Annotated in this window: 6 protein-coding genes; all 6 read right to left on the minus strand. The window is 68.3% G+C overall.

Features of this window, described 5'->3' with window-relative positions; all coding sequences use genetic code 11:
• Positions 1 to 3: 3 nt before the first annotated feature.
• The 6 genes from IT306_18485 to IT306_18510 all read right to left on the minus strand — a co-directional run bounded on the left by IT306_18485 (position 4) and on the right by IT306_18510 (position 15256).
• Complete coding sequence (locus IT306_18485) at positions 4 to 2946, minus strand: TIGR03663 family protein (protein ID MCC7370418.1); 2943 nt, start codon at positions 2944 to 2946, stop codon at positions 4 to 6.
• A gap of 78 nt (positions 2947 to 3024) precedes the next feature.
• Positions 3025 to 4770 (minus strand): glycosyltransferase family 39 protein, encoded by a 1746-nt coding sequence (locus IT306_18490; protein ID MCC7370419.1) that lies wholly within the window; start codon positions 4768 to 4770, stop codon positions 3025 to 3027.
• Positions 4767 to 7034 carry a hypothetical protein gene (locus IT306_18495; GenBank protein MCC7370420.1) on the minus strand — a complete coding sequence of 756 codons (2268 nt, stop codon included), beginning with the start codon at positions 7032 to 7034 and terminating at the stop codon, positions 4767 to 4769. Before IT306_18495 ends, IT306_18490 begins: the two co-directional genes overlap by 4 nt.
• A gap of 21 nt (positions 7035 to 7055) precedes the next feature.
• Entirely contained in the window at positions 7056 to 8108 is a 1053-nt protein-coding gene (locus IT306_18500) for a flippase-like domain-containing protein (GenBank protein MCC7370421.1), read from the minus strand.
• Positions 8109 to 8145: 37 nt separating this feature from the next.
• A complete protein-coding gene (locus tag IT306_18505; GenBank protein MCC7370422.1) occupies positions 8146 to 12711 on the minus strand; it encodes a glycosyltransferase family 39 protein in 4566 nt (1521 codons plus the stop codon).
• Positions 12680 to 15256: a hypothetical protein gene (locus IT306_18510; GenBank protein ID MCC7370423.1), complete on the minus strand. Its 2577-nt coding sequence runs from the start codon at positions 15254 to 15256 to the stop codon at positions 12680 to 12682. The genes IT306_18505 and IT306_18510 overlap by 32 nt, the downstream gene beginning before the upstream one ends.
• Between the last annotated feature and the right edge of the window lie 8 nt (positions 15257 to 15264).

Raw genomic sequence — 15264 nt, forward strand, 5'->3', positions numbered from 1 at the left:
CGGTCAGGGTGTCCCTCCGGCGCGGCGGATCCACACGGTTCCGCCGCTGCTCTCGGCTACGTAGAGTGAGCCATCCGGACCGACCGCGATGCCGGTCGGGAAGCCGAGGCGAGTCGCGGGATCCGGCTGCCGCTGAAGCGGAGTCACCTGGGCCTGGGCGTTCGCCTGATGGACCTCGTTCTTCTCCGGCAGGGTGAAGTACACCACGCCGTTCGGCCCGGCCGCGAGGTACGGCTTGTTGGCGATGCCGCGCCCTTCCCAACCTTGCACCGGCAAGGCCGAGATCGGCGCGCCGTTGAAATCGAGGCGCTGGATGCGTCCGTTCCAGGCATCCGCAACCAACAGGGCATTGCCATCAATGGCCAGCCCGACTGGCTCGTTGAGCTTGCCCGGCTCGTTGCCCGCGCCCCCGAACGTCCGCACGAACGAGCCATTCAGATCGAACACCTGAATCCGCTTGTTGCCGGTGTCGGTCACGTAGAGCAGGTTGTCAGGGCCAACCGCCAGCGAGCGCGGCCCCCAGAAGCGGCCCGTCGCCGCCTGCGGATCGCGGCTCGTGTCCACCAGGCCGCCCCAGGCCGCCACGAAGCGGCCGTCTGGCGTGAACTTCTGGATACGGTGGTTCCAGGTGTCAGCCACGAAGACCTCGCCCGTCGGCGCGACGGCGATGCCCCACGGCTCGTTGAACTCACCGTCGCCGGCCCCGCCCCGGCCCCAGGTTGTGACCAGGGAGCCGTCCGGGTTGAAGACCGTCACGCGGTTGCCGCGTCCCTCGCTGACGTAGACCCGCCCATCCGGTCCCACAGCCACACCCTTCGGCTCCACAAGCTGCGGCTCGCCGGCCGGGTTCACGCCGAACAACTGCGTCGCGGCATCAAGCTGCTCGGCGACCGTGTTGCGCGGCACGTTCGGCGCGGGCGCGGTGGCCGGGCGGGCCGCCGCCGGGTTCGCCGGCGCGATCGTCGAGGCCGGGCCGAGGTTTTGCACGTCCTTACGAACGTACAGGTAGAACTCCCGTGCACCGAGGATATTCAGCGGCTCGCGGTAGAGCAGGAACTTGAGGAACTTGGCCCGCGAGATCGGGTCGATCAGGCTGGTGACGATGTTCGACGGCTCACGCTGCCAGTTCTTGTAGTCCTCGGGGAACCACCAGTTCAGGCGGTACTTCTGGCCGACGTAGTCACCCAGTTGATCCTTGATCGGATCGACGTTCGGGGCCATCACCAGGATGACCGGGTACTCCTTGAGGTTGATGTCCGGCCCGATCGTCTTCGAGTAGTAGCGCCGGTTCTTGTAGTCGCGCAGGTACCACTCGAAGGGCCACGAGACGGCCTCGTGCACGACGTTCTGGCCGTTGACCTGCTCGGTGTAGCCGTTGTCCATCAGGATCCGCAGCTCCTCGCGCTGACCCGTCTGGAAGCCGATCCGCTCGATCTCGCGGAACACCCAGGGGACGTCTGGCGAAGACTGGACGTAGACCAGCATCTCTACAGGGATGTCGCCATGCTTGTACACGACCATCCACGACGTACGGATGTAGAACGCGCCCAGCACGATCAGCGCAACCAGGACCAGCGGCGCGCTCACCGTCACCTTGCGGGCGACGCCGAGGTAGGTGACGGCGACGATGGCCGCCACCGCAAAGCCGACCAGCGTGTACCGCTCGAGGGTCAGCGCCTGCGTCTGGACCTGACTGAGCGCCTGCGCGGCTCCGAGCGCCAGGAACGCGATGACCGTCAACACCGCGCCGAGCGCGAGGCCAGCGACCAGCAGCGACTGCCGCGAGAAGAGCTGACGCCAGTTGACGCGCTCCGTCCAATCTCCGAGCCAGCGTGCGCCCAGCAGGACGAGCGGCATCGCGACGTGCGGCAGCAGCCACGGCATCTTCTCGCCGGCCCAGGAGTAGATCACGAAGTTGCCAGCGAACCAGTACGCCAGGAACCAGCCGAACAGCGACCGCCGGAACCAGGCCGTGCAGACCGCCGCCACCGCGAAGATGAACGGCAGGAACTCGTACAGGCCGATCAGCAGGACGTAGTAGTACATCGGCTGGCCGCCGCGCTGCACGTCGTGCTGCTCGATCCAGTAGGCCAGCGCGCCGATGGACCCGGAGTACAGGCCGCCGCACGGCGACCCCGAGAAGCGACGATCTCGCAGGCAGCTCCACCAGCTGGTCGGATCGCCGATGTTGGTGAAGAAGGTCGTGAAGAGCAGCGTGTAGATGACGAAGAAGATCCCCAGGCACTCGATCCAGGTGCGGACCTTGATCGCTTTGAGGGCGACCCACACCTGGGGCCACAGCGAATGGAGCGGGCCTGACAGCCAGAGCAGCACGAAGTACGTCACGAAGACGAAAACGTGGATGTAGGTCGCCTCTTTGTCTGCGAAGGCGCAGATCAGCGAGAAGCTGCCCCAGTACAGCCAGCGATTCTGCTGCGTCCGGATCCACCCGAAGATGCCGACGACCATCCCGAGCGTCAAGAACGCGAGGTAGATATCCTCGCGCATGAAGCGGGAAAAGTAGAGGAACGCCGGGGAGACCGTGAACAGGAGCGAGGCGATCAGTGCGCCGCGCTTGCCCAGCTCATGCCGCAGGAAGAACGGCAGGATGATGATGCCGGTCCCGTGGATGATCGCCATCATGCGGGCGGTGACGTTGCTGTCGCCGAAGAGGAAGTACAGCAGGGCCGGGAAGTGGAACTGATACGGCCCGTGCATGAGCGGATCGTGGATGTACCCGCGTCCGACGTACAGGTACCACGAGTACACGGCGTGCAAGCTCTCGTCGTGGTGAAACGCGCGCGAGCCAACGTCGTAGAAGCGAAGGGCCAGCCCCGCGATCGCCAGGATCAAGTAGGGCAGGAAACCGGCCCACGGCTGGAAGGAAAGCCGGGGAAGGGCGGCCGGTTGAGAGGCGGATAGCGGGCGTTCTGCTACCTGGACCATCGACCGTTCACGTGGCGGAGGAGTCGGCGCAACCGGCTGGTCTAACCGCCCCGTGCGACGCCAGAAATGTTCGCATGCCTAGCTGCCTGCGGGCTGGATCACGACTATACCATAGGGCCGAAGCGTCACGAGCGATCCCCGGTTGACGATCCACTTCCAGACGCGACCCGGCTGAAGGGTCAGCGACTGCCAGTCGCCGCTGTAGCCAACGATCCAGCGGGTCGTCTTGGTGTCCGGCGGCACGCTGGCCGGTGGCTCAGCCAGCAGGCGCGGCCCGGACTCGTCCGGGCCGACGGCGTAGCGGATGGTCGGGATATCCCGCAGCGACCACTCGACCAGCGGTCGAATGGATGGATCGACGGGGATCTGCCCGCCCGGATCGGCTCGGTACCACTTCAGCGCCAGCTCGCGGACCACGCGGATATCGCTCGTCACAATCGACTGCTCGATCAGGTGGCCCCGGTCGTCGGACCGTGCGTCGAGCATCCGCATCATGCCGGCGGTGTTGCAGATCCCGAGCAGCACGAAAAGCCAGGTCGCGAAGGCTGCCCCGGCCTGTGCGCCGCGCACCAGATTGAACGCCAACAGGCCGGCCAGCAGCAGGCCGGCCACCAGCACGACGCTGGCAGAGCTCCAGGGCGAGGCGTTCGCCTGAATGCCGGCATTGACCTGGAAACCAGCGGTCACCACCGGCACCAGCCCGACGAAGCCGAGCAGCGTGGAGCGCAAGTTGCCAGCCTCGATCTGCCAGCGCCAGAGCCGCCACAGGCCAAATCCTGCCAGGAACGCGGCCGGCACGATGGGCTGCACGAGGTAGCGGATCTCCGGCATCCGCATCAGCGACGCCAGCGTCAGCGAGACCAGCAGCCAGGTTCCCAGGAATCGGATGGTGCGCGGGTGGGCGCGGTACGCGGTCAGGCCGAGCAGGGCCAGAATCAGCAGGCTGCCGTCCAGCATCCCGACCAGCAGCGGCGCGGTCAGGCCAGCCCCCCGCGCGATCTCCGTCGTCCAGCGGGTCAGCGGATCGAAGAGGCCGGCCTGGATACCCTGTGGGTTCATAAGGTAGCGCGTCGAGAGCAAGACGCCCGTGCCGATACCGATGGCCAGCACCAGCCGCGCGTGTTTGCCGACCGGCCCCCACCACGCCGACCGCCCGAACAGGTCGCCCTCAGCAATCGCGTAGGCCAGCACGAGGCCAAGCAGTCCCACCACGAACGAGGTGTCCAGCCCGAGTCCGACGAACGCGCTCACCACGCCGGCCGCCAGCCAGCCGCGCTCGTAGGCGATGCCGAAGCGCCACCAGGAGATCGCGGTCACCGTCAGACAGAGCAGCGTCGGAGCGGCCGGCGACAGCGTTCGGCTGGAGTTGAGCAGCAGCGATGAGAGCAGCAGCGCGACCGACGACAGCAGGCTCCACCAGCGCCCGAGCACCGAGCGCAACAGCAGCGGCGTCAGCACCAGTCCGACGCCCGCGAGCGCCGGCACGAGCCGAGCCTGGGTCTCGCCCTCGCTGAACAGCCCGAACACCAGCGAGGTCAGGTTGGTCAGGATCGCGCCGCCCTCGTAGGCGACTCGCCCCTCGTGCAGCAGCGTGTAGGCGTCGACCGCTCGGCGTGCCTCGTCGAGGTTGAGCGGCGCCCAGCCCAGCAGCAGCAGGCGCGACACCAGGGTCAGGCCGATCACGGCTGCCCAGGCCACCGCCTCTTCGAGCGAGCAGCCCCAGGCCGCCAGCCGCCCGAAGACGGCATCCTCAAGCTGGCTTCCGAACGATGGCGGCGACACGACATCGCTCTCCGCCGCCGACAGGGTCGTCTCCTGACTCACTGGCTCTCCACCACGTAGACCGTCGTGCCGCCGCGACTGTACGCAGCCGTCAGCAGGCGATCCAGTCTGGCCTGCGCTTCGCCACCATATTTTGCGCGTTCGAGGTCGCCGAAGAACACGTATCGTACGCGGTACTGGTGGGCCAGCCGCAGCAGCTCATCGCGGTTCTCGGTCCGGTAGATGATGTCCACCGCCTGCTGACGCGGACCGTACTCCGGATTGTCGCCGCGCCACTGCGACTCGTGCCCGGCCCAGCCGATGATCGTCGGCAGGCCGCTGAACGTCGAGACCCGGGCGTGCTCGGTGTAGGAGCCGCCGACCGCCTCCACCACTACCGGGCGGCCCTGAGCGTTTTCGCGCAGCCACTCGATTGCACGGTAGTCGGCGTTCGAGCCGCGCTCCAGGAAGCGGTCGCCCATCAGAGTGGCGTCGCCGCGGAATCCGTTCGACTTGGTCCAGGTGGCCCCGAGCGGATACGCCAGCCCCGGCGTGACGACCGCCACCACGACGCACACCACAACCACCCGCCATCCCCTGCTCGTGCCAGCCGTGCGCCAGACCAGCCCAAGCCCGGCCGCCGCCGCCACCGCGAGCATCAGCCAGACGTGGTAGTGAAACTTGAAGACGGTGTTCATGCGCGATCCGAAGACGTCGCGCAGGAAGATGATCTCGACGCCCACCAGGATGCAGAGCGCCCAGAGCATCAAGAGGCCGCAGAACATCGCCGAGGGCGGCCCTCCCCCGCTTCCCGATGACGCCGGCAGTCCACCCACGAGGTACGGCCATGCCGCACCGAACAGCACCAGCAGCACTCCGAGCAGCAGCGCCATCGTCGGCTGCTCCAGCAGGCTCAGGCCGACCAGCACGATCCCGAGGGCCACCGTGATCCGCCCCAGCCTGACCAGGCGGTCACCACCGTCCGGCAACGGCCGGCTCGCCAGCCAGAACCCGAACAGCAGCGTGACCAGCAGCGTCGGGCCGAAGAGGATCAGCATCGAGATCAGCGGCGTCCGCTCGGCGACGATCCCCAGGCCAAGCGACTGCGACTGGTAGCCCACGAAGTATGGCGCCGCGAGCAGTGCCGCCAGCACGACCGGCAGCGCGAGGGCCGGCAGCCGCCCGAGAAACCGCTGGCGGGTCGGGCTGCGCCGCCACGCGTCGGCCACCAGCGCCAGCCCGAACATCCCCCAGAACGACGGCACGTCCCAGGTGCTGGCGGGGATCAGCGTCGCCAGTGCGAGGCCGCTCGTGCCGAGGTACGGCAGATCGGGCAGATCGTCCGAGTCGAGCCAGCGGCTGACGGCCAGCCCGAGGATCAACAGGCCGAACGGCATGGCCGAATAGTGCGGGTGCAGGTCGCCGAGGATGAACGAGAAGTACGGGAACTCGGTGATCCCGTCAGGCTGGATGTTGGCGATGACGCGGGACGACCGCCACCACCAGCCCCCGTCCACCGGCAGCCACGTCGGGCTGACATTCGGCACGAGCCCCTTCACGGCCACCGCCGACCAGAAACCGGGGCTGCCCCAGCCGCGCGCCGCCAGCAATTCGAGCGCCCCGACCAGGTTCCCGACGACCACCGTCAGCGTACCGCCGAGCAGGCCAAACAGGTAGGCGGCTGGCGAGAACACGGCGCCGTCCGCCGTCTCGCCGCGCGCCGAGGCGACCAGCCCATAGACGATGCACAGCGCCGAGCTGAAGCCGCCGGCGAACACCAGGATCATCGCCATGCTGTAGGCGAGTGGCCCGGGCGAGCCGGCGATCTTGCCGGGCAGGCCCACCAGCAGATACCCCAGGTAGTAGTAGGGCATCGCGTAGCCGGAGAGCCACATGTCCTCGGCGGGAAGCGTGGTCGTGCGGAGCAGCGCGTTCAGGAACGCGTAGTCCATGAACTTCTCTTGCCCGACCATGTCGGCGTTGTAGGCGCGCACGAACGTGGCAAGGCCGAAGATCACCAGGAGGGCGGCCTCTTCAGCGGCGATCAGGCGCCACCGCGCTCGCAGCAGGGCCATCGTCTCACGCCACCACGCACCCCACAGGACGCCGCCCACCGCCACGCCGATAGCCCCGACTGTCGGCCCGACATACGAGGTGAAGCCGAGCAGCGCGGTCAGGTAGGCCAGCCAGCCGACCACGACGATGCCGAGGGTGCGGCTCAGGCCGTACCCTCGGTCGGGCAGGCCGGCGAAGACCCGCACGGCCAGCGGCAGCGCCGCCACGCCGAGCGCCACGAACACCACGAACCAGAAAAGCGCTGCGATCATCGGACGACCACAGCGGGCAGCTCAGTGGGCCTCGGGGGCAGCCGACTTGGCCCGCGACACCAGATCGCCGAGGCGGCGTCCGCTGGTCCGACCGACCTCGCCACGCAGCAGGTAGTACGCGCCGCCGATGATGAAGATCCCGAAGACCACGGCATGCTCGACCACGGCGGCGGCGGTCGCCAACTCGTCGCGCGCGCCAGCCGTCAGCCCCTGGATCGTGAACAGGGCGAGCGTCGCCACGAACACCCCGTGGAAGACGCCGACGTAGCCAGGGGCGCTGGGAATCGCCATGCTCAGGTTGGTGGCGACCAGCACCAGCAGCGTCATCTGGAGCAGCTCGTAGGCGGATGACCCCGTGATGCCGACGGCCACCAGCGACAGCGTCACCGTCGAGGCCGAGATCGACCACTGGACGATGGTCCAGAAGATCACCCAGAGCAGGGTGACCGGCTTCTGCGCGAACGCCAGACCGTCGAGGAACGCGTTCAGCAGCCCCGAGACGCCGATCTTCGCCAGGATCGGGATGCGCGCCTCGAACCAGAGCGCCAGGCGCGTCGCCAGCGGCCGGGCAGCCAGCGCGAAGACGATCGCGCCAATCGCGATGAGCAGTCCGATGCCGCTCAGGTAGGCGGCATAGCGGGCCGACTCCGGCAGGTCGGGGAAGATCAGCCCGAGCAGGAACAGCAGCAGGCCCATCGTCCCGAGGTCGATGACCTTTTCGATGAGGACGGTCGCCAGGGTTGTGCTGGTGTTCGCCTTCTCGATCTGCGCCGCCACGAACGCCCGCACGACCTCGCCAGCCCGCAGCGGCAGCACGGTGTTGACCATGTAGCCGATGTACAGGGCTTCGTGGAGGCCGCTGATCCGCATCGCCTGGGGATTCGGGAAGAAGTGACGCCAGCGGACGGACTTCGTCCACATGGCAGCGAACACCGTCAACGCGCAGACGAAGACCGCCAGCGGGTTCGCCCGGCTGAGGGCGTCGAGGACTTCCCACGGGTTGACGACGTAGAACAGCATCACGGTGGCGAGGATGCTGATAAGAATGCCAACGAGGACGCGAGGGTCCGTCATCTTCCGTCCAACAGGTCGAGCAACGATCGAGTGCGATTCAGGGCCGAGCGACCCGGTAAATCGTCACGCTGCCCTGGCGATATACGACCTCAAATCCGTTGTCAACCAGACGCTCGAACTTGGCGAGGCCAGCGGCCGGGTAGTATGCCCGTTCCAGCCCACCCACGACGATGAAGCTGATGTCATAGCGGTCGATGATGCTCCACATCGCCTGGGTGTCGGTCGTCTCATAGAAGCGACCCACGTCGCGCTGTCGCTGATCGACCCGCTCGACGTAGCCCGCACGCTGCTGCTTCTGGTGCCAGTCCCAGCCGAGCACGGCGGGCAGGCCAGTGTAGATCGAGTAGCGCGCGCCCCAGTGGTACAGCGGCGCGATACCCTCGACGATCACCGGCGAGCCTTCGATGTGGGCCATCATCCAGCGGATCGCGTCGTAGTCGGAGGGCAGGTCAAGATCCTTGTCGCGGTCGCGGTAGGCGGCCGCGGACATGTACTCCATGCCGTCCAGCGACATCGGAAGCTGTTCGAAGCGGTTCGGCACCTTGGTGCGGGTGGCCAGGACCGGGTACACCGCGCAGGACGCGGCCAGCAGCACAGCCACCGTCAGCCAGGCGTAGCGGGCACCGCTTCGCACGGACTCGGGCGTGATCAGCTCGGGCGCGGCGGCGTGCGGCTCACGCTCGGCGGCCAGCCCGAGTGCGCTGACTGGAGCCAGGCGCAACTGGAACAGGGCACGGAAGACCAGTACCGCCGCCGGCCCGGCCAGGATCGAGAGCAGGATCCAGGCTTGCAGGAAGAACTTGAAGACCGTGTTCATCCGACCGACGTCGCCTTTGACGCTCAGGATCTCCGGGAACGCGAACGCGCCAAGCGCGGCCAGCAGGATGCCGCAGACAAACGCGATCTCCCGCGAGGTCCGGCGGTAGAGCGCCAGCGCACCGGCGAGCGCGCCGGACAGCACCAGCAGGCCGACGGTTCCGTAGCCGACGCTCCAGAGCGCCAGCATCGCCAGCAGCACGGCCATCGCCGCCGACGACACCTGCCCCTCGCCGCGCAGCGTGATGGCCGGCGCGAACGTTGCGAGATACTGACTGCCTGGGGCCGGCGCGCGGAACAGGAACCGGCCCTCGACGGCACGCGCCACCAGCGCCGAGCGAGCCAGCGTGTAGACGACCCAGCTCAGCACGACGAAGAGCAGCGCGCCGTTGATCAGCAGGAACTGCCCGGGCCGCGTTGGCGTCGGCGTCTTGACGACGCCCGAATAGAACAGCTCGTAGCGGGCCAGGAACGGCGCGAAGAGGATCGAGGAGAGGACGTAGGCGGCGGCCAACGCCCCGCCGGCCCCCGCGGCCGCGCCGAGCCAGGAGGTCCACTTCCCAGGCCGCGCGGCGATGAACGCCATCAGCCCGACCATCGCCAGGTAGGTCGGCAGCTCCCAGGTATTGGTGGTCCGCAGCGTGCCGATCAGCAGGCCGGCCAGGGCCACCAGCGCCAGCGGGCGGACCATCCCGAGCAGCGCGGCGCGCCGCGTGTCGGCCCGCGGCAGCCCCGGGAACGCCTGGATCTCGGGGCGCAGCAGCCGGACGGCCTGGAGCGCCACGGCCACCACCAGCACCTGAAGCGGCATCGAGATCATGTGTGCGTGGAGGTCGCCGTACAGGAACGTGAAGTACGGGAACTCGTGGATCGGCCCCGGCTCCTCTGGCCCGATGAACCGGGTGCTGCGCCAGAAGTCAAATGAGAGCCGATTGCCCCCCGTCACCATGGCTGCCAGCCCGAACAGCGCCCGCGACAGGCCGGTGACCAGCGGCAGGCCGCTCTGGATGCCGTCGCCGCCGGCCTTCCAGAGCACTTCGAGCAGTTGGAGAGCGCCGTCCAGGTTGCCCAGCAGCACCACCGTCACGGCGGACAGCGCGCCGGCGACGACCGCGCCGCGCGTCAGGCCGCGCCGGCCGCCCGGACCGCTGACAATCGAGAGCGCCACGCTGAACGCGCCGCCCGCCGTCAATGCGAAGATGGTGGAGACGGCGAGGTTGTAGGCGATGTGCGGCGGCACGCCGGTCAGGTGGATCAGCGCTGCCACCAGCACGAAGCCGTAGTAGTAGTAGTTGATGAACCCGCCAGCGAACCACGGATCGTAGGGCGGGAACGAGGGCGTCTTCACCACGGCGTTGAGGTAGGCGAAGTCCATCGGCTTCTCGCCGCCGTAGTTCGGGTGCCAGAGGTCCGGGTTCGACATCCGCACCAGCAGGATCACGACGAAGCTCACCAGGAACGCCAGCTCGACGGTCAGCAGGCGCGGCCAGACGGTTCGCAGGTCGGCGGCGAAGGCGTGCCAGCGCGTCCGGAGCACGATCAGCGATCCGAACGCCATCAGAAGCAGGGCTACGATCAGCAGGCCCCGCCCCCAGGTTCCCAGTCCGACGCTCGCCGCCAGCCACCCGATGTAGGCGACCAGCACCAGCCCAAACGTGCGGACCACGCCGTACCCCCGGTCGGCGAGGCCGGGCAGCAGCAGCCAGCACAGCGGGTAGGCGACCAGCCCGAGGATGGTCACGACCAGCAGCCAGATCGGCAGCGCCAGGGAGGTGGTCGAGCCGTCCAGCGTGAACATCTCCGACCACGTCCCGCTGTCCTGGACGTGCTCCCACTCGCGGGCGGAGAGCAGCAGTCCCTTGCGGGCCGTCGCCTCAACGGGCTTGGTCCGCTCGACGTTCTCCAGCGACACGCCGGCGAAGATGTCGCGCACCTGGGCGACCTGGAACCGCTGCGACTTCTTGAAGATCAGCACCGTCGGGTGGTCGTAGACGGTGAAGTCCTCCTGCGCGCCGCTCGAATCGAGCGTGACCCCGAACAGGTTCGGGTGCGAGTCGAACTTCGCCACGAGGTCGAACCCAAGGCGACCGTCGAACAGCGCGCGGTAGTATTCGATGGTCGCCGGGTACCGCTTCGGCAGACGCGGGATCGAGCCGTACAGCCGGTTGCTGGCAAGGATCAGGTAGTCGACCTGTTCGAGGTTCGCCACCACCTTGCGGATCTTGTCCGGGTTGTCGTCGTCGTACAGGTTCATCGAGACGTCGGTGAATTTCGGCTCGAAGCCGCGCAGGCGCAACGGCAGCGAATCGTCCCAATGCTCGACGCCGAGGGCCGAGCCCCGCGGGATGTTCGCGTAGATCCACTCGGAGGCCGCGATGCGGGTGTTCGGCCGGTTGTAGATGTTGACGAACGCCAGCGCGTAGAGGCCGGTCAGCAGCAGCACGACCGCCGGCAGCCCGACTCGCACCAGTGCCTGGAGGCCGGCTGGCGCACGCACCCTCGCAACGAACCTCGGCAGCGCCTGCACCAGCAGATACGCCGACAGCACCGCCAGGACGGGGTAGGCCGGCAGGAAGTAGCGCATGAACTTGGCGAACTGGAAGCCGAAGTAGCCGAGGTTGATCGCCGCCCAGACCACCAGCAGCAGATGGATGCTGTGCTGCTTCCAGCGGACCATCTGGAGGCCCGCGACGACCATCCCGGCCAGGGCGGTCAGCCCGGCGGCCGGTCCGAAGCCCCACAGCACCATGTTCGTCAGGGCGAAACGCGGGTTCGGCGTGTTCGCCCACTGGATCATGAACGGGACTTCGATCTCGCCCGAGCTGATCTTGACCCAGCGGTTCAGATCCTCGAATCGGAACAGGTTCGGGAAGATCCCAAAGAAGCTCGGCCCGGCGAAGCTGTACGGCTCCCCAACGCGGTACGTCAGGAACGAGACGAGGCCACAGATCATCAGCAGGACGGCCATCTCGGAGATCGTGCGGCGGGTCCGCTCGCCGGGCGACGGGATCGCAACGGCCAGCAGGACGACCGGAGCCAGCAGCGCCGCGCTGAGCTTGGTGGACAGCGCCAGCCCACAGGCGAAGCCGAGCAGGATGACGTTGAGGTAGCCGCCCCGCAGCCAGACCCGGTAGGCGGCGTAGATCGCCAGCGTCGTGGCGAACGCCAGGAACGTGTCCACGGCGAAGAAGTGCGACAGTTGGATGTGCGTCACGGTCGTCGCCAGGAGCGCGGCGGCCACCAGCCCGACGGCGCTGCTGTAGAGCATCCGGCCGATCAGAAAGACCAGCAGGACGGTCCCCACGTCCGACAACGCCGAGAGCCACCGCCCGACAAACGACACGTTGTCGTAGCTCGCCATGTCGAGACGGTCGGCCACGAAGCGCGCCACGAACAGCGGCGCCATGCCGTAGGCGAACGCCTCCTGCTTGTTGTTGTACGGGTTGAGCGTCGAGCGGCGCGTGTCGAAATAGTCCAGCGGGTTGGCAGGGAACCGGATCGCGCTGGCGACGATCGCCATGAACCGCTCGTCGGGGTGCAGGTGGTGCCCGTCGTCCCAGTTGACGTTGTAGAGGCGCAGGCCGCCGGCAAAGAGCAGGATCAGCAGCAACGCCAGCAGGGTGACCGCGCCGCGGCGCACACGGGCCAGCAGCGACGCGCGCAGAGTGGCCGCCGGCGTAGCGTCAGGGATGGGCGCGTCGTCGTGCTCCCGAGCGGGAGCTGCGAGCGCCTCTGGCTCGCCGACCGGCTCGGCGTCAGCGTCGGATCTCGGTGAGTTGACCGTCACGGAGGAGCCACCATCGATGTTCGGGGTAGCGCGTCAGGAGTCGCCAGCTCTCGATCTCGCCGAGGTCACGCGCATAGACAACTGTACGATCAAGCGCGGGCGTGTTGGCGAGAAACACCGAGCCGTAGGCTTGCCAGTTTGGCCAGTCTGAAGTAACGAAAACCACTGCCTGTTCGAGCCCGGCCTGTTCGACGAGTTGCAGATTTTGCCGGCTGACGCCGTTATAGTCACGGTAGGCCAGGATGATCTCGGGCAGGTAGCCGACGACGTTGATGGCGAAGAGCAGCGTCAGCAGGACGGCCGCGAAGACGACGCCGCTCAGACCCTGCGCCCGAACGCCGACCGGACCGGCAACGCTCCGCGCGGCGGGCGACTCATCCGAGGCCGGCGACGCGACCGGCGACGACCCGGCGGCCTCAGGTTCGCTCGCGGCGTCGCTCGTGCGCCCATCGGCGCGGGCCAGCAGCAGGACGCCGCGTGCCGTCAGCAGCGCCAGCGCGCCGACCGCCTCGAACGCGAAGCGCGGCCCGTAGATGATGCCGTCAGACCAGTACAGCAGATGCGCCGCGCCCAAACCGAGCGCCGTCATCAGAAAGAGGCGGTCCCAGCGGTTGGCGGGGCCGAGCACGAACGGCACGGCCGCCAGCGCCAGCGTCAGGTAGCTGGGCCAGCCGTACAGGTGGCGCAAGAGCACGGCGGTGTTGGCCCAGGCATTCCCGAGCGCATTGGCGAGATCGTGGCCGCCCCGGGTGCCCACGTTCGGACCGAACCCGATCCGGTCCACCTCCGACCAGAGCGAGAGCGGCGGCAGCATGGCGCTCCCGCTGAGCTGGCCGTTCACGAAGGCCGCGTAGAACACGCCGGGCGCAGCTGCGAAGGCGAAGATGGCCGCCCGCACGACGACCGGGCGCAGCGGCTGGCCGCGACCTGACAGCACCAGCACCAGCATCATCGGGACGCCGATGCCACCCGCCGCCAGTGGCCGGGTCAGCACGAGGCCGCCCATCGCCAGCCCCGCCAGCATCCACCCGAGCGAGCCCAGCAGCCCACGCTCCGCGCCGTAGAGGGCCGTCGCGACGCCGAGCGTCAGCACGACCGTCAGCAGCAGCGCGGCGGGGTGGGCCAGCATGTCGCCCGAGAGCATCAGCAGGAACGGCGAGAAGAGCAGCAGCACGCCTGCCAGCAGGCCGGCGACCGTCCCGTAGGTGGCCCGGCCCAGCACCACGATCAGCCCGAGCGCCAACCCGGACATCAGCGGCGATACCAGCCAGGGTGCGCCGTACTGCATGCCGTACGCCAGCAGCATCGACTGGCCCGGCGGCAGCACGCCGAACCAGCGGCCGTCCGCCGTCGCCGCCACGTACGCCTGCTCGAAGAATTCGGGGAGGATCGGCGCTTGCGCCCAGAGGCCGCCGCCGGCGATCACCTGGGCCTGGAAGAGGTAGGCGATAGACTCGACGGTGTGCGGAACGCCGTCGAGCAGGCCGAGCGCCACCACCGACGTGAGGAAGGTGGTGACGGTCCCGATCAGTACGGCCGCCACCAGCGTGACCACCACGCCAACCGGTTTCGGGAAGCGGGCCGCCGTCACGCGGGTCGGCAGGGCCAGCAGCCGTGAGGCCGCGACCAACGTCAGCGCCACCAGCCAGACGCGTCCGATCTCGCGGAGGAGCGTCTGCGTCCAGCCAACAACCGAGCGGCGGAACACGAACGGGCCGCCGACCAGGATGTCGGCCGGTCGGTCTGGCGGGCGGACCTGGACGGCGAAGTACCGGCGATCCGGCGCGGCCACGACCTCGACCACCGTGCCCGGATCCTCGCCGTGCAAGGTCACCTTGACCTGCGCCGATGGCCGCGCGATATCCGCCAGAACGGCGTACCGGTTGGTGAAGATCTCCGGGCTGTTGACCGTGACCGTCGCATCGGCGGCGCGGCCAACGGTCCAGGCATCAGCGCTGCCGCTCAGGCGGGGCGGCCCCGCCGCACGGTCGGAGTGCCACAGGCCCTCAACGGACGGCACCAGGTCCGAATCGTTGGCGTCCACCACCCGCAGCGACGACAGGCCGCCGCGCATGCCGCCGACGAGCCACTCGTTGAAGCCGGCCAGCAGGGGGACGCTGTCGGCGATCCACGGTGCGGCGACCGGCCGTTCCTCGACTGCGCCGACCTCGACCGTCAGCCGGTTGAGCGGACTGTCGATGCCGGCCGTCGTGGCGGCGAGGCGCACGCCGTTCAGCGTCACCTCAAGTTGCTCCGGCGTCCGCTGGATCGTCAGCAGGGACGATTCGGAGACGGCCCAGCCAAGCAGCAGCATCGCCGCGCCGTTGACGACGACGAAGCGCAGCAGCAGCAGCCGTTCCTGGGCGAACAGCGCATAGGCGGTGAATATGACGCAGCCCACTGCCAGGAGCAGCAACGCCAGCCAGTCCGCCACCACCGACAACGCCAGCAGGCCGGACAGGACGCCAAGCCCAGCCGCCAGCCTCCTGGTGCGGACGCTGGTATCATCGGGCGTAAGCAGCGCGGCGAGGGTTGGTTGCGCCAAGCTATGCG

The sequence above is a fragment of the Chloroflexota bacterium genome, from assembly GCA_020850535.1.
Taxonomy (GTDB): Bacteria; Chloroflexota; UBA6077; order UBA6077; family JACCZL01; genus JADZEM01.